Annotated in this window: 13 protein-coding genes; 5 read left to right on the top strand and 8 right to left on the bottom strand. The window is 39.4% G+C overall.

Annotated elements, in window-relative coordinates; genetic code table 11:
* The first annotated feature begins 483 nt into the window (after positions 1 to 483).
* Positions 484 to 6,312: an ATP-binding sensor histidine kinase gene (locus V7K62_RS01010; RefSeq protein WP_334860813.1), complete on the top strand. Its 5,829-nt coding sequence runs from the start codon at positions 484 to 486 to the stop codon at positions 6,310 to 6,312.
* Between the two features lie 166 nt (positions 6,313 to 6,478).
* On the opposite strand, the gene V7K62_RS01005 is transcribed toward V7K62_RS01010, so the two are convergent.
* Positions 6,479 to 7,870 (bottom strand): cytochrome P450, encoded by a 1,392-nt coding sequence (locus V7K62_RS01005; RefSeq protein ID WP_334860811.1) that lies wholly within the window; start codon positions 7,868 to 7,870, stop codon positions 6,479 to 6,481.
* A 147-nt stretch (positions 7,871 to 8,017) separates the two neighbouring features.
* Positions 8,018 to 8,983 carry a terpene synthase family protein gene (locus tag V7K62_RS01000; protein ID WP_334860809.1) on the bottom strand — a complete coding sequence of 322 codons (966 nt, stop codon included), beginning with the start codon at positions 8,981 to 8,983 and terminating at the stop codon, positions 8,018 to 8,020.
* 678 nt (positions 8,984 to 9,661) lie between these two features.
* Between V7K62_RS01000 and V7K62_RS00995 the strand changes: the two genes are divergently transcribed.
* From V7K62_RS00995 to V7K62_RS00980, 4 genes are all read left to right on the top strand, one after another.
* Complete coding sequence (locus V7K62_RS00995; RefSeq protein WP_334860807.1) at positions 9,662 to 10,981, top strand: hybrid sensor histidine kinase/response regulator; 1,320 nt, start codon at positions 9,662 to 9,664, stop codon at positions 10,979 to 10,981.
* Between the two features lie 42 nt (positions 10,982 to 11,023).
* Entirely contained in the window at positions 11,024 to 11,206 is a 183-nt protein-coding gene (locus V7K62_RS00990) for a hypothetical protein (RefSeq protein WP_334861484.1), read from the top strand.
* Positions 11,207 to 11,629: 423 nt separating this feature from the next.
* A complete protein-coding gene (locus tag V7K62_RS00985) occupies positions 11,630 to 12,172 on the top strand; it encodes a methanogen output domain 1-containing protein (RefSeq protein WP_334860805.1) in 543 nt (180 codons plus the stop codon).
* Between the two features lie 83 nt (positions 12,173 to 12,255).
* Positions 12,256 to 13,638: a PAS domain-containing sensor histidine kinase gene (locus tag V7K62_RS00980; RefSeq protein ID WP_334860803.1), complete on the top strand. Its 1,383-nt coding sequence runs from the start codon at positions 12,256 to 12,258 to the stop codon at positions 13,636 to 13,638.
* Between the two features lie 353 nt (positions 13,639 to 13,991).
* Here V7K62_RS00980 and V7K62_RS00975 read toward each other — a convergent pair whose 3' ends face one another.
* The 6 genes from V7K62_RS00975 to V7K62_RS00950 form a co-directional block, all read right to left on the bottom strand.
* Complete coding sequence (locus V7K62_RS00975) at positions 13,992 to 15,599, bottom strand: NAD(P)H-quinone oxidoreductase subunit N (protein WP_334860801.1); 1,608 nt, start codon at positions 15,597 to 15,599, stop codon at positions 13,992 to 13,994.
* A 336-nt stretch (positions 15,600 to 15,935) separates the two neighbouring features.
* On the bottom strand, positions 15,936 to 16,208 hold the full coding sequence (locus V7K62_RS00970; protein ID WP_334860799.1) for a hypothetical protein: 273 nt from the start codon (positions 16,206 to 16,208) through the stop codon (positions 15,936 to 15,938).
* Between the two features lie 76 nt (positions 16,209 to 16,284).
* Positions 16,285 to 17,346: a WD40 repeat domain-containing protein gene (locus tag V7K62_RS00965; RefSeq protein ID WP_334860797.1), complete on the bottom strand. Its 1,062-nt coding sequence runs from the start codon at positions 17,344 to 17,346 to the stop codon at positions 16,285 to 16,287.
* A 78-nt stretch (positions 17,347 to 17,424) separates the two neighbouring features.
* Positions 17,425 to 18,396 (bottom strand): CobW family GTP-binding protein, encoded by a 972-nt coding sequence (locus V7K62_RS00960; protein WP_334860795.1) that lies wholly within the window; start codon positions 18,394 to 18,396, stop codon positions 17,425 to 17,427.
* A gap of 368 nt (positions 18,397 to 18,764) precedes the next feature.
* Positions 18,765 to 19,478 carry a hypothetical protein gene (locus V7K62_RS00955; RefSeq protein WP_334860793.1) on the bottom strand — a complete coding sequence of 238 codons (714 nt, stop codon included), beginning with the start codon at positions 19,476 to 19,478 and terminating at the stop codon, positions 18,765 to 18,767.
* 559 nt (positions 19,479 to 20,037) lie between these two features.
* Positions 20,038 to 20,952 carry an alpha/beta fold hydrolase gene (locus V7K62_RS00950; RefSeq protein ID WP_334860791.1) on the bottom strand — a complete coding sequence of 305 codons (915 nt, stop codon included), beginning with the start codon at positions 20,950 to 20,952 and terminating at the stop codon, positions 20,038 to 20,040.
* Positions 20,953 to 20,993: the final 41 nt, after the last annotated feature.

The raw sequence follows: 20,993 nt of genomic DNA, 5'->3' as shown, positions 1-20,993 counted from the left end.
CTTGATGCTGAACACTTAAAGGGCAAATAATGGCAAGTTGCGGAGTAGTTATACTTTTTAATTTTGTGGACTCTGAAAGTAAAAATAAAAGTAAGCACAATGCCAGCATTGAAAAATACTTGGTTTGAGTGTCTAGGGTGTTTTGCCAGCACCATTGAAAGTTCAAGTTTAGACTCTTCAAGAATCTCCATCACTTTTAGTGCGGAAAGTATCAAAAATCATCATTATCTAGTGAGATACAGTTTAACCTCACCCTAATAAAGCTGTGCTTTATCTCCCCTCTCCTCAAGGACAGGGGTTGGGGGTGAGGTTTTTATATGTACTTAACTAGATGAGGAAACGCTATAGTTCAAGATTCAGATATTTAGCAAAAAATTATATTTTCTAATACAAATTAAACAAAAAAATCCTATTTCACGATAAGGACAGTCTTCGCATGGGAATAATAAGCCATAGAAACAATAATTATGAGCATAGTCCGCAATGTTAGTAGTATTGGATACATTATATTCGTTTCCTGGCTATCGCATTACTGAACAAATCTACTCAGGCAGTAAAACCCTAGTTTATCGCGGCATTAGAGAAGAAGACCAAAAATCAGTCGTTCTCAAATTGATGCGGAATGAATATCCTACCTTTGCGGAAATCGCCCAGTTCCGAAATCAATATATCATCACCAAAAACCTTGATCTTCCTGGCATAGTCAAAACCTATAGCTTAGAAAACTACCGTAACAGCTACGTTTTAGTGATGGAAGATTTTGGCGGAATTTCCCTCCAAGACTGGCGAATGGAAGATAAGGACAAGAAGGAAAACTGGCTTTCCCTGAATGAGTTTTTCCACATTGCAATTAAAATTGCTTCTACCGTTGAAGGACTGCATCGCGATCGCATCATTCACAAAGACATCAAGCCTGCCAACATCCTAATAAACCCTACCACAGATGAAATAAAACTCATCGACTTTAGTATTGCCACCCTCCTGCCAAGAGAAATTCAATTTCTCACGAATCCCAACATCTTAGAAGGCACTCTGGCTTACATTTCCCCAGAACAAACCGGAAGGATGAATCGAGGTATCGACTACCGTACTGATTTTTATTCTCTCGGTGTCACCTTCTTTCAACTCCTCACCGGACAGTTGCCCTTCACCAGCAAAGATCCAATAGAGTTAGTTTACTCTCACATTGCCAAACAACCGTTAAGAACCAGCCAGATAAACTCTAATATTCCGCTAATTTTGTCTGACATTATCAGCAAGCTGATGGCAAAAAATGCCGAAGACCGCTATCAGAGTGCTTTGGGGTTAAAGCATGACTTGGAGGTGTGCCAAAGGCAGTGGCAAGAAATAGGAAATATTGCACCCTTTGAACTAGGTGTGAGAGACATCTCAGACAGTTTTGTAATCCCCGAAAAACTCTACGGCCGTCAAAGTGAAGTTGAAACCCTACTCGCTGCTTTTAAGCGTGTGACAGACGGGGCAACAGAAATGATATTAGTTGCAGGTTTCTCTGGCATTGGCAAAACTGCCGTGGTCAATGAAGTTCACAAACCTATTGTGCGGCAGCGTAGTTACTTCATCAAAGGAAAATTTGACCAGTTTCAACGTGACATTCCCTTATCAGGATTGGTACAAGCCTTTCGGGACTTAATCGGGCAACTGCTCTCAGAAACTGATGCCCAAATTGAACAATGGAAAGCCAAAATTCTGCGGCAATTGGGTACACAAACTCAGGTAATTATTGATGTAATTCCTGAACTCGAACAGATTATTGGTAAGCAACCTCCGATTACAGAAATTTCTGGCAGTGCTGCCCAAAATCGTTTCAATTTATTGTTTCAAAAATTCATCCAAATCTTCACAACTAAAGAACATCCCCTAGTTATCTTTATCGACGACTTACAATGGGCAGATACGGCTTCTTTAAAACTAATTCAGTTATTAATGAGTGAAAGCACCTTGTCTTCTCTATCAGAAAAGACAGAACAGATGCATGAAACTAAGGGGGGTTTCTTGTTAGTTGGTTCCTACCGAGATAATGAAGTTTCCAAGGCACATCCGCTTTATTTAATACTACAGGAAATTGAACAAGCAGGAGCAACTATTAATACGATCACCCTACCACCTTTAAATCAGGGTGATCTAAATCATCTAATTGCTGATACCCTTCATTGTCCTGAATTAATTGCTGTTCCTCTCACCCAGATGGTATTTGCCAAAACTAAAGGCAACCCCTTCTTTAGCGTCCAATTTCTTAAGTCTTTACACGATGACGGACTAATTGCATTAAACTTTGATGTTGGTTATTGGCAGTATGATATTTCAAAAGTCAAAGAATTAGCTCTCACAGATGATGTAGTAGAATTTATCGCCCTGCAAATAGAAAAATTGCCAATTTATACCCAAAAAGTTCTGAAAATGGCTGCCTGTATTGGGAATCAATTTGACTTAAAAACTCTGGCGATCGTCAATGAAAAATCTGTAGTCGATACAGCATCAGACTTGTGGCAAGCATTACTTGATGGGTTAGTTTTACCACAGACGGAAAATTATAACATCTTTTCCAAAAATAATACTAATCAAGAATTGATCGCTCATGGAATAGAATCTACACAATTCCCAATCTCTGATTTACAGTTACCTAAATATAAATTTGTCCATGACCGAGTACAGCAAGCCGCATATTCTTTGATTCCCGAAGAACAAAAAAAGCCAATTCACTTAAAAATTGGACTACTGCTTTTCAGCAATATTCCAGTTGCAGAACGAGGAGAAAAGATTTTTGAGCTTGTCAATCAGTTCAATATTGCACTAGAATTCATCTCCCATCAGGCTAAACGAGATGAACTGGCCCAAATGAATTTAATTGCTGGACGTAAAGCTTTAGCATCAACAGCTTATCTCGCTGCGGTTAAGTATTTAACTACTGGTATTAGATTGCTGACAGATGATAGTTGGGAGACGAAATATGAGCTAATCCTAGCTTTATATGAGACAGCCGCAGAAGCAGCATACTTGGACGGCGACTTTGAGCAAACCGAGCAATTAGCAGAGATAGTGTTGGTACGAGGGAAAACTGTTATAGATAAAGTTAAAGTTTACGAAGTAAAAATTAAAGCCTATGGGGCACAGAACCAAGCACTCAAAGGAATTAATACAGCACTAGCCTTTTTGAAGCTTTTGGGAGTAGAGTTTCCTGAACATCCAAGCCAATCTGATATTCAGCTAGTAATGGCAGAAATAGCATCAAATTTGACTGGTAGGCATATTGAAGATTTGATTAACCTACCAGAAATGACAGAAGCTAAAACGCTGGCAGTTATGAGTATTTTATCGAGTATTCATGCTTTAACTTATCAAGCTCTTCCTGAACTATTACCACTGATTATTGTTAAAGAGATCAACTTATCCCTACAATATGGCAATGCACCATTGTCTGCCTTTGCCTATGTTAATTATGGAGTAATCCTCTGTGCGCTAGTGGGAGATATTGAGTCTGGCTATGAATTTGGTAAACTAGCTGTAAATCTTTTGTCTAGGTTACAAATTAAAGAAATTAGTGCGAAAGTTCTTGGATCTTTTCTTTCACTTGTTAGACCTTGTAAGGAGCACGGCAAGGAAATATTAAAACCTTTGTTGCAATCTTATTCTATCGGTATTGAAACAGGAGATTTAGAGTATGCAGCTTATTCTCTACACGCTTATTCTTACTGCTCATATTTTATCGGTACAGAACTTTCAGAGCTAGAACAAGAAATGGCAAATTATAATAATGCCATCAGACAAATCAAGCAAAAAACAGTATTCCAATGGAGTACTATTTATCGGCAGAGTGTATTGAATCTGCTAGGGTGTGCAGAAAATTCGTGTTCTTTAATTGGTGAGGTTTATAACGAAGATAAAATGCTGCCGATCCATTTGGAAACTAAAGATGGACTGGGACTTCTATATCTCTATGTCAGCAAACTTCATCTCTGTTATCTATTTCAAGAATTTCATCAGGCAGTTGAAAATGCCACACTAGCGAAAAAGTATTTAGATACCGCAATAGGACATCTAATTATTCCAGTTTTCCATTTTTATGATTCTCTGGCAAGTCTAGCTGTATATTTTGACGTATCCGAATCTGAGCAAAAATGCATTCTCGATCGGGTTCAAGCCAATCAGGAAAAAATGGAGCATTGGGCACATCATGCCCCAATGAATTATTTACATAAATATTATCTTGTAGAGGCTGAACGCTATCAGATTGGAAGTCAATATCTCGAAGCAATGAAATCATACGATCTCGCTATTTCTCTTGCTAAAGACAACGCATACATTAATGAAGAAGGTGTCGCCAATGAACTTGCCGGTAGATTTTATTTAAAATGGGGCAAACAAAAGATTGCACAAACATACTTAACTGAAGCTTACTATAGCTATGTTCGCTGGGGTGCCTCAGCTAAAGTGGGCGATTTAGTCAAACGCTATCCCCAATTACTCGCGCCCATACTCCAACAAGAAAAACCGAGCCGTGATTCTCTTGAAAGCAGCACTTCTATTATTAACATCTCCCTATCAACTCTGAGTAATCAACAGACTGTTCTTGGCTCAAAAACAAGCGTTTCTGATTCTCTAGATTTAGCAGCATTTATTAAAGCATCTCAAGCACTCTCTGGGGAAATCGAGATAGAACGACTGCTTTCTACCTTAATGGAAGTTGTAATGGAAAACGCGGGAGCCTCTAAATGCGCTCTCATTTTGAGCGAAAGTGATAACTTAGAGTTAACTCTGACTGCAATCAGTTCAAGTTCAACTTTTAGTTCTATATCTATAGAATTACCTTCAATTCCTTTAAACGCAAGTAATGACATTCCCACTACTTTGATTAACTACGTTAAGCGCACTAGAGAAATTTTTGTCATTGATGATGCAAAGGCGATTAACTTCCTAGAAAATGATCGTTATATTCTTCGTGAAGAACCCAAGAGCTTGTTGTGTATACCTATTATTAATCAAAGCAAATTAATGGGAATTCTTTACTTAGAAAATAGTTTAACTACAGGAGCATTTACACGCGATCGAGTTGAAGTTCTCAAACTCCTGACTACCCAAGCAGCAATCTCACTGGAGAATGCTCTCCTCTATAAGAATTTGGCACAAGCTAATGAAAGTTTGGCAGAATACAATCATACGCTAGGACAAAAGGTAGAAGAAAGGACGCAAGAGATCAACGCTAAAAATCAATCCTTAAAAAATACTCTAGAAGAATTAAAACGTACCCAAAGCCAATTAATTCAAAGTGAAAAAATGTCTTCTTTAGGGCAAATGGTGGCTGGCATAGCCCATGAAATCAATAACCCCATCAACTTTATTCATGGGAATATTGCTTATGCTAGTGAGTATGTCCAAGATTTGCTGGAGTTGATAACTGTTTATCGGCAGGAATATCCCCATCCTTCGCCTCTAATCGAGGAGAAAGGCGAAGAAATTGACTTTGATTTTCTAGCAGAAGACCTACCAAAAACTCTAGATTCAATGAATGTTGGGAGTTTGCGTATCCGAAATATTATTTTAGGTTTACGTAACTTCTCTCGTTTGGATGAGGCTGAAATGAAGCCTGTAGATATTCACCAAGGAATCGACAACACTTTGATGATTCTACAACACCGATTCAAGGAAAAAAATGATCGTCTTGAGATTGAAGTGATCAAAGAATACGGAAACTTACCAGAAATAAATTGTTATGCTGGTCAGTTAAATCAGGTATTTATGAATATCCTAAGTAATGCGATCGATGCTTTAGAAGAATCATTTGTCATTTGTCATCCGTCATTGGTAAATGACAAAGGACAAATAACAAAGGACATAGACGAGGGCAGCCGCGTAGTACAGTCCGATCTTCTGCCAAGGGGAGACGCCAAGGGCGATAGCGCAGCGTTAGCTAGTCCTACGGGGCAAGCTCCGCGCAGCGTCTCGCAGAGAGCGTCGAGGGATTTCCAGGAGGAACTGCCGAAAGGGTTTCCTGACTTGAGCGGACTGCCCGTCGGCCCAACGGCTTCTCGCAGGGTAGGACAAATTCGTATTGTTACTGAACTAACAGATTCCAACACTGTAAGAATTCGGTTTGTCGATAACGGCCCTGGGATGACAGAAGCAGTGCGGCAAAAAATCTTTGACCCGTTTTTTACCACTAAGTCAATAGGAAGTGGTACTGGATTGGGGTTGTCGATTAGTTATCAGATTGTTGTAGACAAACATAAGGGTCGGTTAACCTGTAATTCCATCCCAAAAGAGAGGACTGAGTTCCTGATTGAGATACCAAGGTGACAGTGGGATACTTTGAATAAAGGTTGATTTACTAAAATTCCGGCAAAAATATTTTTTTTGAATTGAGGCATTGTCTTGGAAAGCTGTAGGGGCAATTCATGAATTGCCCCTACTAAAAATCAGGGTTTCGGCTATTGTTTGTGTAAGTCCTGTTAAAGTGTAAATATTACAGGATAGGTGCAGTTTCCGTAGTTACTGGAGACTCTTGACGTACATGTCGCCCTGTAATTACCATCTTGACTCCACTACCAGGTGCTAGGGTAAAACCTCGACGCTGAAGTCGCTCAGGTTGCTGATTAACTAGCGCTAGCTGATAGTCTGATAGGATGGTTGCCAATACTAGTTTCATTTCAAATAAGGCCAAAGCCTCACCAAGACAACGACGCACGCCACCACCAAACGGCAGAAATTCATAGGGAGAAAATTGGCGTTCTAGAAAACGTTCTGGTTGAAACTCCTTAGGTTGGGGATATAAATCTTCACGTTGATGAGTAAGATAAATACTAGGAACCAATACTGTTCCAGGCTCTAAAGAATGTCCCAAGAGTGTAACGGGTTCTTGTACTACCCTTGGGAAACAGAACAGTAAAACAGGGCTAATTCGCAAGATTTCATTACAGACAGCCGTAAGATATGGTAGTCGATAAATGCTCATAGGGTCTGGGGAATCACCGAGAGTGTCCAGTTCTTGGAGCAGTTTTTCACGGACTAGAGGCTTTTTGTGAATCCAGTACAATCCCCAAGCCATTACAGATGCCGTAGTTTCATAACCGCCAACTATTAGAGTTATTAACTGATCGCGCAATTCATGATCTGTCATTGATTGACCAGTTTCATCTTGAGCTAACATCAGCAAGGAAAGGATATCGACGCGTTCTGAATTAGACTGTTGACGACGTTCAGCAATTTCGGCGTAGAGCAATTGATCGATTGTCTGCCGATTACGCAGAAATTTTCCCCAAGGACTCCAAGCTCCTAAATCCTGTTGCAAGAATGGGAGAAAGAAAAAACTAGAAGTGATAGGTGAATGAGAGAGATCTAACAGCAATGGCAGTAAATGCTTAAGTTTTTGAAATCTTTCTCCCTCATGCAACCCTAATACAACTTGTAACATAACCTGTAGAGATATTTCTTGTGTTATGTTACGAGCCAAAAAAGGCTGATTTAGTAGTAACTGATTAAAGACATTTTCGGTCAGATTACAGATTTGTTGGCCATAGCTTTGCATTCGCTCTCCATGAAAAGAAGGCATGATCAATTGTCGTTGTTGTTTATGACGACTGCCATCAAGTATGAGAACTGAATTTTTTCCTAGCCAGGGTTCAGTAATTCTATTGAATTCACCAACAGCTAGAAATTTCTTTCTATCATTCGTTAAAATTTCTTGGATTGCCTGAGGATGATTCACAATTACTACAGTATCGCCAAAGCCAATTATCCTACCAGTAAAAATGTCGGGATATTGTTGAACTGCGTTTTCCACATAGCCCACAGGGTCAGTAATCCATTGAAGCTTTTGTAGCAAAGAAGGGGTTTTGAGAGGATTAGGTAGTTGCATCTGAATATTAAGTCCAAACCAAAATCGAAAAATTGTATTAGCGAGGATAAACCCTTAACAGAATAATGTGGGGTTTATCTATGATGAACTTCAGCAAAATAGGATACCTCTTAGGTATCCTTTTTCTTATAAAGATAGAGTGATAATTTATTGATTTAACTCCAAGCTTTCTATATTTTGATAGCGTTCGGAGTGAGAATACCAATTCATATTGGCAGATATCCAGCTATGTAGTCCTGATATATATTTGGCAAGTTCAACATCTAATTTCTCTCCAAAAGATGGAAGAGATAATTCAAACTCTTTCAAGCGATATACTTCTTGATCGTGCATTTCGCTAGTTGCAATAATTGCTTGTTCTAAAGAAACTTTTTGTTGCTCATGAATTATCAAGACTAAATTATGAACATCGCCACTTGACATTTCTCTATGTACGGAGAAAATATCATTACACCAAGCAAGAATGTTAATTGTCATCAATTTTAACTCTTTCATCACCTCATGATTTCGGAGAGAATCAGGAATTATTAAATAATTGCACAATTCCATCAATGCAAGGAAAACATACCCACCTAAAGTTGACCTACGTATAAGCATATAACTGTCAACATCGGGTGAAATTTCCTGTGCCCGGTTAACTGCTTCTTGAACACAGCCATCGAAATAGCCTTCATAGCGATCAACAAAGTAATGAAACCATTCTTGACTGCCTCTTTGAAGTATCCGTTGTCGTAAATCACTTAAGGCATAAGCAAGTGGTATATCCTTACTCGTGAGTTCTGCACCGTTCAATATTTCCAAAAATCTCTTATGAAAATCTTTGAGAACATCAGGTTGTCTTCCTAAATTTGATAAATCACACTGGTCATCCCAAATAAACGCCCAGCTCAACCAATCATTGGCAATTTTCAGTTCTTCAAGCTGGCAGTTAGGATAGGCACTCGCTGCTAGGAAGAAAAATTTTGATTTGCAAAAACGCTTATAAGATGATTCATTGGCCAAGAGGTTAAAGCGAGTTACCCATTCAAGGGCGTGGCCTTCTAGAACATCAACGTACTTATTGATCTGAGATGGAAATGGACAGTATAAAACAGGGGAAATGACTTGCTGCATAAAAAATAGAATGTATTAGTTCAAATCAAAGCAATAAATATGAATTGCAGGAAAAAATCAATGCAATTTTTAATTTTTCCTAACAGAATTATTGAAAAATTCACTATAATTTACACATTTTTTACAATGTATAAATCGTATTCATGCCCCTATTATCGGCGCATCAATATATATGAATATTTCCAACCTTATTTAGCTATTGTTGTATATTCTCTTTGGAAAAAATAACCGAGATTGTTCGGATTTATAAATTTTTAATAAAATTAATTCTGATTCTATTAACTCCTAATAAAATTTTCTTAACTCATAATAAATACTGTTGACTAGTTGAAAAAGTTAGCTTATCGGATTAAAAATATTGTTCTGTAATACGGGAAAATTTATAAAAAAACAAGGGTAATAATGACTAATTTCATAGCGATCGCTTTGATCAAAGAGGATGTTAAACTCTAGTGAAAGTGAAGATTGGTAGTTAATTTTCATCCTGTAGCGATCGCTCCAGCGAAAAGCTGTAGGTAATTTAGTGTGAGAATGTTGCTGTTATCAGACTTTTTGGGAACTATAGGATTGTCAGACGATAAGGAAAGTCAGTCAGTCCACCAATAAAATAGAGGTGACTTAGCTGCGATCGCAGGGCAATAGTGAATAATTAAGAAGGAGTTAAATTAATTTAAATACATGAATGACAAGCAAGACATCAAAATGCTTTATGAACCAGAAGATAATTTAATTTTAGTGGTTGATGATACTACTACAAACTTAGAAATTGTCTTTGATATATTAACTAGTGTAGGCTTTGAAGTTATCACAGAAAATGATGGAGAAAGAGCACTAAAACGGATTGAATCTAGACTACCTGATTTAATATTATTAGATGTAATGATGCCGGGAATAGATGGATTTGAAACCTGTAAAAGGCTGAAACAAAGTTCTGATAGTTGTGATATTCCCGTAATTTTTATGACGGCTAATTCTGATACTGATAGTAAGGTAAAGGGTCTAAATATAGGAGCAGTTGATTACATCACTAAACCCTTTCATGAAGAAGAATTATTAGCTAGAATTAAAACCCATCTGCAATTACGCAATCTCACCAAAACTTTAGAAAAACGAGTTGCAGAAAGGACAGCAGCTTTGTCTAGGGCATTAAAAGACCTACAAGAGTCTCAACTCCAGCTTGTACAGACAGAAAAAATGTCTGCCCTTGGTCAATTAGTAGCAGGAGTTGCTCATGAAATTAATAATCCAGTTGGTTTCATTCATGGTAATCTAGGACACGCTTCAGTATATTTCCAAGACATGATTAACCTCATTGATCTCTATCAGCATCACTATCCTAATCCAGTCCCAGAAATTAAAGAGGAAATTGCAGCGATAGATTTGAAATATATGCTTGCCGATCTACCTAACTTAATTTCCTCAATGAAAGAGGGTGTTCAGCGCATTCGCGACATTAGTACCAGTCTCAGAACCTTTTCTCGAGCAGATAGCGATCGCAAAATTTCTTGTAACATTCATGATGGCATCGATAGTACAATCATGATTCTCAAACACCGCTTAAAAGCATCAGAGGATCGTCCTGATATTCAAGTAATTAGAGATTACAATAAATTACCAGAATTAGAATGCTTTATCGGACAACTAAATCAGGTATTTATGAATTTGTTAGCTAATGCTATTGATGCTTTAGAGGAGTCTAATGTAGGACATACCTACATTGAAATTGAAGCAAATCCCAATCAAATTATGATTCAGACCACTCTTTCTGAAGATAAAAATTGTATCTTGATTCGGATTAAAGATAATGGCGTGGGAATGCCGGTTGATGTCCAGCAAAAAATATTTGACTATTTATTCACCACCAAGCTTGTCGGTCAAGGCACAGGATTAGGATTATCAATTGCCCGTCAAATTATTGTTGAAAAACATGGAGGAACTCTGGAGGTAAATTCAACAGTAGGACAAGGTTCAGAGTTTATTATCAAGCTTCCCATTTAATAATCATAGTAAGTCGCGTTCATAAACATAATAGATAAATTTATGTTCAAGGCAGTAGTGGGTCACAGTAACGATCCAGATTCTCTATCAGCAGTTGAAGAAGTTCTTCAGCAATGTGCCACTTCTCTTGCAGGAGATATACCAAAAGCTGGGATTATTTTTGCTGCAATTGACTTTGAACATTTTCTCATTTTACAGCAAATTCATCAGGCAATTAATAGTTAAAAATTCTTAATTAAGCCCGGTTTCAAAGTAATAAAATTTATTGATGCAAAACAGGAACCTTTTATCCTGATTAAGAGCAAGCGGATTTATGCGTAGAGTGATAATACATGATACTTTGCCCCGGAATATCCCCCTAATCGCCCTTAAAAATGCTTGCTCTAATTCCCTCCTTAAAAAGGAGGGTTAGGGAGGTTAAAGTCTTAGTCCTAGCGTATTGGGTGATAATGGGGATGGAAGCTAAAAAAGACTTTGCAAAATCGGGAATTTTTGTAAAGACAAGGTTTAGAATTTGTGATGACCATCACTATTCATTAGAAACAAAAGCAAGGATTAAATTCTCTGAAGAAAGAGATTAAGCAGTTATTTTAGATGCATTTTGGGGAACTCTAGAACTGTAGTTCCAAGATTGTGCCCTTAAAATTTATGACTAATGCACTTAATCACTCAATAGCTACGCTTAATCTTTCTTTAGAACGCGATATATTTTTACGTACATTAATCAGAGAATTATCTGGTACTTTGCAGGATGTAGTTGGCTTAGAAGAAGCTTCTGGATTTATTAGTGTAGTTGGTGAAAGGATGGGTAGGCAGATTAACCAAGATTATAAATCTGCCCTGGCAGTATCCAACCTTTCTCCTAAGCAGGTAGCTGATGTCTTGATTGATTTAAAAAAACGAATCCAGGGCGATTTTTATGTCATTGAGCAGAATGATCAAAAAATTGTCTTTGGCAACCGCGTCTGCCCATTTGGTGAAAAAGTACTTAATCGCCCTGCCATGTGCATGATGACTTCAAACGTCTTTGGAACGATCGCAGCTAATAATCTGGGGTATGCGAAAGTAGAATTGCAAGAGAGCATCGCAAAGGGTGCTTCTGGATGTAGAGTTGTTATTTACTTAAAACTTACAGAAGAAGCAGAAGATGCAGAAGGTCGAGAATACTTTCGGGCAGTAGAATCTGTCTAAACCCTTTAGCACCAAAATAATCACAGAATACAAGCTTAGTGCAGATATGTAAAGTAGAGTCGAACCCTGAAATTGGAAGCCTCATGACTCCTGAACAATTTTTTGAACTTGCCAGAGTTTTACCAGAACCTTTACTCCTGGTGAGTGGAGAGGGTCAGTTGTTAGCTACCAATCAACCAGTAGCAGATATGTTGGGGTTACGCCGTCAGGAACTGCGGGGAAGAATGCTTTTTGAACTTGTAACTGAGTCTACCAACGATATTGTCAGGTATTTGCAAGCTTGTTCAAGTAGCAGGGCAATGGTTATTGGCTCCTTAACTTTACGAAATAATGATGGACAAACGTTAATATGTCGTAGTCAAGGAGCAGTTATTCAACCTTGGTCTCCTGAATCTTCAGCTTTAATTCTCTTACGCTTGGAAAATAGAGCTTTAGCCAGCAGTAATTTCGTTCTCCTGAATGAAAAAATTGATGAGTTAGCAAAAGAACGTAAACAGGCAGAGGAAGCGCTCAAGAAAGCGAATCAAGAGCTAGAAATTCGGGTTGAGGAACGTACAACTGCTTTACAAGAAACACTAAACGAACTACAACTTACCCAAACTCAGCTTATCCAAGCTGAGAAAATGTCTAGTTTAGGTCAGATGGTGGCTGGTATTGCTCATGAAATTAATAACCCCGTGAGTTTTATTTATGGGAACCTTCACCACGCCTATAAATACACTCAGGATTTACTGAACTTGGTACAAATGTATCAACAATTTTGTCCACATATTTCTCCAGAAATCAAAAAACAAATAGAAGAAATAGACTTATATTTTTTGATTGAAGATATAACTAAACTCTTCCAGTCTATGACAGTGGGAACAGAACGCATTCAGGAAATTGTTAAATCACTACGTAACTTTTCCAGACTTGATGAAGCTGAACTTAAGCAAGTTAATATCCATGAAGGAATTGATAGTACTTTAATGATTTTGGAGCATCGCCTACAAGCTAGGTATGAGTATCCAGAAATAAAAGTCATCAAAAAATATAGTCAACTGCCGAATGTAACTTGCTACCCTGGTCAACTCAATCAAGTTTTTATGAATATTCTTACTAATGCGATCGATGCACTGGAGGCGTTGGCAAACAATGGTCAGTGGTCACTGGTCAATTCACAAACTACTAACAATCAAAAATTTCCAAAGAATAATCCTCAAATTCAAATTAAAACTGAGGTAATTGATGAAAACTGGATAGCGGTTAGTATTGCTGATAATGGTTTGGGGATAAATGAACAAGTTCGCTCAAAGCTATTTGATCCGTTTTTCACCACTAAAGCTGTGGGCAAAGGTACTGGACTAGGACTATATATAAGCTATCAGATTATAGTTGAAAAACATAACGGACAACTTAGCTATTTTTCTGTTCCAGGACAAGGTGCAGAATTTGTAATTAAGATACCTGTGATCTCAGTCTCATAAAATTTAATTACTGCTTTAGTATTTTTGCTAAAAATCAAGAGAACGATCATCTATTAGTATACTAAATCTATGTAAATTACAACTATAGCGCTTTTCGTTTGTATGCAATACACTTTGACCTCACTTCCATTTCTCACTCCTAAAAGGAGAGAGACTTTGAATCTTACTCCCCAACGTTAGTAAGGAAGGAGTTGGGGGTTAGGTCTCTATTGCACTCAATTGAGAAGCGCTATATTTAACCGGACTTAATATAAGTTGTCAATTTTATTTGAAGTTAAAAGATATGACAAACGCCTGTTTGCTAATAAGCAGACAGGCGTGTCTTTGAGTACAAAGTTTGGTTGAGAGTGGGATTATAAAATCTCAGCAGTAGAATCGACTGAGGGGTGAGACTGACTAACCGAATCTAACTTTGGCAAAAGCAGTAGATTTTGTGCTTTTACACTACTGTTGATTGTTGCTTGCAAAATTGGGGTATGGGAGATGGAATTGTTAGCCAATGTAAACAGTGGATTTGACAAAATCCCTGCTACGGTAGTGGCAATTAATGTTACCACCAACCCGACCTGCAAAGGTCTTAGCCCAGGCAAATCCCAACGCACTTGTGGATAATTCTTCACGGCGTCGGACATTTCATGGGGTTCTTTGACTACCATCATCTTAACTACGCGAATGTAGTAGTAGATGGAGATGACGCTGGTAACTAAGCCCAACAAGACTAACCAATAAAGTCCTGCTTGCCAACCAGCCCAGAATAAGTAAATCTTGCCGAAAAACCCAGCCAATGGTGGAATACCACCCAAGGAAAGCAGCGAGATGCTCAATCCCAGTGTTAGGAGTGGGTCTTTTTGATATAAGCCAGAGTATTCGGCAATCTGGTCGGTTCCCGTGCGTAGTGAGAACAGAATGATGCAGGTAAAGCCGCACAGGTTCATGAATAGGTAAACCAGCAGGTAAAATATCATACTGGCATACCCTGCCTGTGTACTAGCAATCAAACCAATCATCACAAACCCAGCTTGGGCAATGGATGAATAAGCTAGCATCCGTTTCATGCTGGTTTGGGCTAAGGCGACTACGTTACCCAAGATCATGCTGAGAACGGCCAGAGCAGTGAAGACAAACCTCCACTCGTCAGCAACAAGGGGGAAGGCTGTTGTCAGCAAGCGAATGGCTAGGGCAAACCCAGCTGCTTTGGAACCGACAGATAAAAAGGCGATGACTGGGGTGGGAGCGCCTTCGTAAACGTCTGGTGTCCACTGGTGGAAGGGTGCAGCAGAGATTTTGAAGCCAATACCTGCGATCGCAAAAACCAGAGCAATCACTAAACCTAAAGATTGACCGACTTTAGCTGTGGCAATGCCATTAGCGATCGCACTTAGTTCCGTTTGTCCTCCAGATAGTCCATACAGCAGTGATACGCCGTACAAAAATATTGCTGTACTGGAAGCTCCAATTAACAAGTATTTCAGCGCCGCTTCGTTGGAGCGGGGGTCACGCTTGGTATAACCTGTCAACAAGTAAGAGGAGATACTCAGGGTTTCTAGGGAGATGAAAATCATCACCAACTCACTAGCCCCGGATAAAAACATCCCTCCTAAAGTAGCACTCAGCAAAATAGCGATGAATTCAGCTAAAGCGGTGCCGCTCTGCTCAACGTAGCGAATGGACATCAGTATAGTCGCGATCGCAGACAAGGCAATAATCCCGCGAAAGACGATACTCAGGTCATCACCATTAAAGCTACCGGTAAAACCGATGGGATTAGGAGAGTCCCATTGAAAATATAGGGCGATAATCGAAGCAAATAAACCTGCGATCGCTAGATATCCAATCCAGCGTGCGGATGTACGCCCCAAAATCAAATCAACAATCAAAACCCCCAAGAGGGTGAGAATAACAATCCCCTCTGGCAAAATCGTTCCAGCGTTTAGCTGGGATGCAATATTAGCGAAATCCATGAGATGTATAGGTTTTGGCGATTAGACATTAAGGCTAACTCTGTTCACTCTAGCAAGTTTTCTAATTAAGAGACTAGCTCTTTTAACAAGAGCTTAACAGCTTGGATGCAGATGGCGATCGCACTAACTTCACTGGCTTACCGCAGCTTTTTCAGTATCTAGGAATTCACCTAACAGCTTTCTTACCTCGTTTTTTAGGCGCTATCTTTAACGAATACCATAAATAATTATGCCCTAAACAGTGCGATCGCCACTTAGGGACTGACAAAAAGCTTATAAAATTAATAAGGGCACAGCATTGCTGTGCCCCGACAATATTCATAACTCCTAACTTTATTAAAAACCGACTGATGGCAGCTTGCCTTGTAGCGACTGAAATTTAGACTGAACACAGTTGGCACAATTGCAACCAAGTTGATCAATAATCGGATGAGATGTTTGAATCAAGTTTGGTGTTGCCAGATCGGGAATTTGTTGTGTAGATACTACCGTCATAATTTGGGTAGCGTATGCAGATTTCAGGCTGGATGCGTTTGCTGGATTGACCACCAGGAGCATGGATACCAGAAATGCAGGACAGGCAAGTAAAATCAGTTTGACAATGTTCATAATTTACAAAGATACCTTTGCTGATACAGCATAGCCAATAAATTGCCGAGGTTCAACTTTAATTAGTGAGTATTGCTTAATTACGCCCGAATCCTTGACCCCGCAAAACCTTTGACCATACAAGTAATTCGCCCTGTTCACCGCCTGCGGCCAGTAACTTGCCTTGGGGATGCCAAGCTAGGGTGGAAAATCCTGCTGAGACACCTGTGATAATTTGGGATACTTCCTTAGCTTTGTTCCACAAACATAACCAGCCGTCAGCAGCAGCAGAAGCGAGAAGGAAGCTTTTAGGTGCAAAGGCGATCGCATTGATCACACCCACATGATTTGTTAAAACTCGTGCTTCCCAACCTAAAGAATCATCCTCTAGCTTTTCCCAGACTACAATACCTTCAACGCTAGAAGATGCCAAGATTGGCGCACCCACTTTCGTGGTAGCTTCTGACCATGCCAATTGGCGAATTTTACCAGGGAAGCCACGCATTACCCAAGGATCGGGGTTGTTCCATTCTAAAACGGTGACACTACGATCCATGTTGCCAGAAGCCAGGAATTTGCCATCGGGCGACCAAGCCATCGCTAAACTGACAGTAGTCATATCTAAGCTGTATGGTTCTTCATCCCAGTTTTGACTATGCCAAATCTTCACTCCCTTGTAACCACTAATGGCTAAGTATTGTCCGTCAATGCGCCAATCTATACCCAATACTGAAGAGTTGTCGAAATTCAGCGTTACGACAATTTCATGAGTATCTGCATCCCAGACTTGGACGTAACGCCCTAAACTAAAAGCCAGTTGGTTGCTAGTGTAATTCCAAGCTAGCTTGTCAACCCATGCGGGGGCATTTGACAACGTGGCGATTAATTCAGTATTTTGCCAAATTTTCACCTGTCCATCTTGTCCGCCAACTGCTAAAAATTTTCCATCTGGGGAAAAGGCGAGACAGTCTACTGATTTACCGTTACTAGTTTGTAAGGTTGTGAGTTCGCCATCATTCCACAGAACGACTTCACCGGCGGCGGAAGTTGCTGCTAAAGTTTTACCTTGTGGCGACCAAGCGATCGCAGTTACATAATCTGAAAGTGTCCCCGAATAGTGTTGTTCAAATTCCTTAGATTTGCTGGTTGTGGTGTTCATATTTATTGGGTAATGGGGATTGGGGCATGGGAAATAGGGATTAGTAAATTCCCTACTCCCTACTCCCCACTCCCTAAATTATGCTAGACAAGCGAGAAAATCTTGCTTGAGTTGGGCTGCATCAAGGTTGCGACCGATGAAGACTAATTCGTTTTTGGGGGTTTCGCTGGGTTTCCAGGGGCGATCGGGTTTGCCATCAAATATCATGTGTACTCCTTGGAATACAAATCGATTTTCTTCTCCAGCAATATTTAAAATACCTTTCATCCGAAAAATATCTGGCCCTTGGGTACGCAGTAATTCGGAAATCCAAGCGTTTAATTTTTCTCCATCGACTGCACCTGCTTCTACTAAAGCCACAGAAAAGACAGTTTCATCGTGTACGTGGGCATCTTCGCCTAAGAAATCTGGATCAATTTCTAATGCACGGTCTAAATCAAAGGCTTTTACACCTAATAAAGCATCCATTCCTAGTTCAGAATTTTGGGTACGGTAGATTTTTGCGATCGCATTCATCGCCCGAATCCGTTTTTCTAATTCATCCAACTCTTCTGGCGCTACCAAATCTGTTTTATTAAGTAAAATTACATCCGCAAAGGCAATCTGTTCTTGGGCTTCGTCTGCATCCCAGTGCTGCCAAATATGCTTGGCATCTACGACTGTCACCACCGCATCTAAAGACAGTTGGCTTTGCAAATCTTCATCCACAAAAAATGTCTGAATCACTGGTGCAGGATCGGCTAATCCAGTCGTTTCAATTACTAAATGGTCAAATTTATCGCGCCGCTTCATCAAATTGCCAATAATCCGAATTAAATCGCCGCGCACTGTACAACAGATACAGCCATTATTCATTTCAAATATTTCTTCATCTGCATCGATAATCAATTGATTATCAATACCCACTTCCCCAAATTCATTGACAATCACAGCAACTTTTTTGCCGTGTTCGTAGGTGAGGATGTGATTAAGTAGAGTCGTTTTACCTGCTCCCAAATAGCCTGTAAGAACAGTAACGGGAACTGAATTGTTGATTACGTCAGCCACCATACTCTAAATGCCTCTTGTTATATGGATAATCATTATCACCCATGATAAGACTTTTTATATTTTTGTGCGAACTTGCTCTCAATACAGTTCAGTTAGCCATAAAAACCTTAACCTACGATTATCCTTAACTGAACCGTATTGAACTTGCTCTGATTTTGGCTTTCAGCAAAATTATCACATAATTTAATCTAGAAACATTTTATTTTTCTGCATCTGTAATAAGTCATAAATATTCACAAATTGGTTAGCCTAACAGGAATATTCCATACAAGCAAAACTACTCCTTTGGAGAACTCTTAGAGTAACCGCAGAAACTTATACAGACTTCTCAAAAGTCGCAGGTAGTACCTTGACAATGCCAGATTCAGCTATGCTGTTTGTTCTTTGCAATTTCTATAAAAGATAAAAGCGGCAAAACTGATAAAGCCAATAGCTATAAATACCGAAAAATATTTCGTACTACTGCGGTTACTCAAATTAACTCTAGGGACGATAGTCCAGTAATTGTCGGCAATGGCAACTCCTTGCTTCTCTAACCACGTTCTCACTTCTCCTTCTCCACCCTCAGTCACAAATCCACTCACCGTGACTGTTTCACTTTTTGGATCTTTGTGAACATACTCTTCAATATCACTCTTGTCTAATGAAATAATTAGATGAACCGGCGTGTTCGATTGAAAGTTCTCTTTCAATGCAATATAGACTCTGGGCATTCTACCGCCCTTTTGTGTTACTAAAGCATTGGGATCTGGATAGCCTGAAATATTGGCATAAAAACTGTGTTCAGCAATTTTGCCGGAACTTAGTTGAGCGATGTTAAGTGTACCGATATCTTTGCTAAATGATTGCGCTAATGTAATATTTAGTACAACAAACCCGATAATTAAAATAATTGTCGGCTTGAGGGCATCTTTTAGAAGTCGGTTCTTTGTCAAATCATCAATTACATTCCACTTAGCAGAAAATTCTGGATCTGGATTTTGGCTTTGAACTCGATTGCGTAAATAAGTCACTAACGATATAACTGGAAGATTAACGATCATTAAACTTACAGCTTGTAACTGCTTACCAAACAGACTCATCTGGATTTCTCCCAAAAATTTCACTGGGCCAGTATAGTGAAAAAGCCAATATATTGTCAGTGCAAAATACGCACAATATGCTAGAGATAAATATTTTAATTTTTGATTGTTACTCATTTCTAAAATTTTGATTACTGCTCACTTTTTAACCCAAAAGAGATTAAACCGAGATCCGTACTCAAACGGAAATAGAGGCAGATATAGTAGTGCAATGTAGCGATCTCTAATTTCACACCATTTACCTTCAGAGATTACATCACCCTTAGCTTTAGTAGCGTCCTGACCACAATCTCAAGGATATGGAGAAGAATTAAATATCACTCATACCGGGTAAGATTCAAAGCCTCTCTCCTTTTATAGCGTTTCCTAATCACATGAGCTGCATCATAGCCCTCTCTCGAAGAGCGGGGAGGGGGTTGGGGGTGGGGTTCTTGTACATCACTTGGGCCGAGAACCGCTATAGGAGAGAGGTCAAAGTATATTGCATACAAACGAGAAGCGCTATGCAATAATAATTATCGCAAACAAGAAAATTATACTTTGATGGAAAAGTGAGGATTTAATTTTCTGAAGAGAACAAAAAGTCTTGAACTGCTTCTAAAACAACTGCTGGGTATTCTTCATGCAGTCCCAAAGAACCAGGGATAACAACGTTTCTCACTCCTGGTAAGGCTACCAAAGCATTCATTTCTTCTCGTGATTTGGGGGGGCTGGATTCCCCAATTACTACCATGAGCGGTACGGTTAAAGACTGCACAAGTTCCAGAAAATCAGCTTGTTCATGTACAGCATCAAGATTACCAGTTACAAAGGCAGCAGATGCAAATCTCGCTCCTGGTTGTTGAGTCGTATGCCATTTCTTCTCGATGAAACTGGGTGTAATTTTAGCCGCGTCAGTAAAGACATGACGACGATACATAAAACTTAAGAAAGATTGGGTAGTGTTGAGCTTGTAGAGAGCTTGACCAAGTATAGGCGATCGCACCAATTCTCTCACAAAGCCAGCTATATGATGACTTGCTCCCATTGTCGGCAAAGGCCCACGCCAAGTAGGAGCTAACAATATAATCTTTGAGAAAGCAGCAGGTTGTTTCACAGCTAATTGTAAAACGTAACTAGCAGCATGGCCAGCCGCGATCGCAGTAATGGGAATATTAAAAATATCTTTAACAAAATCTTCCAGAAATTGCTGATATATTTCCGGTCGATAATTCAAACTAGGGCGAGAAGATTCTCCAAATCCAGGCCAGTCTATGGCTACAACTTGAAAATTGGGAGCTAGTAACCTGGCAAGTTCGCCCATTTCCAAGCGCGTCGAAACAGTGCTAAAAGCTGGTAGTAGCAATAGCGGTGAACCTTTACCGAGGGTTTCATAAACAACGCGCAATTGCTGATTTTCGCAGTTCCAGAGATATTCTTGAACCACTCCACCAAAGCCAATAGCAGCAGAGATAGATAATAGATTGGTTGACATGAGACTAAATTTTGGTAGTTGTACGCTATTTGTCAGTTATC

Origin of the sequence: Nostoc sp. (assembly GCF_036917935.1) — a bacterium.
In the GTDB taxonomy this organism is placed as follows: domain Bacteria; phylum Cyanobacteriota; class Cyanobacteriia; order Cyanobacteriales; family Nostocaceae; genus Nostoc.
Note: the sequence above shows the minus strand (reverse complement) of the source record. Positions and strands in the feature narration are given on the sequence as shown.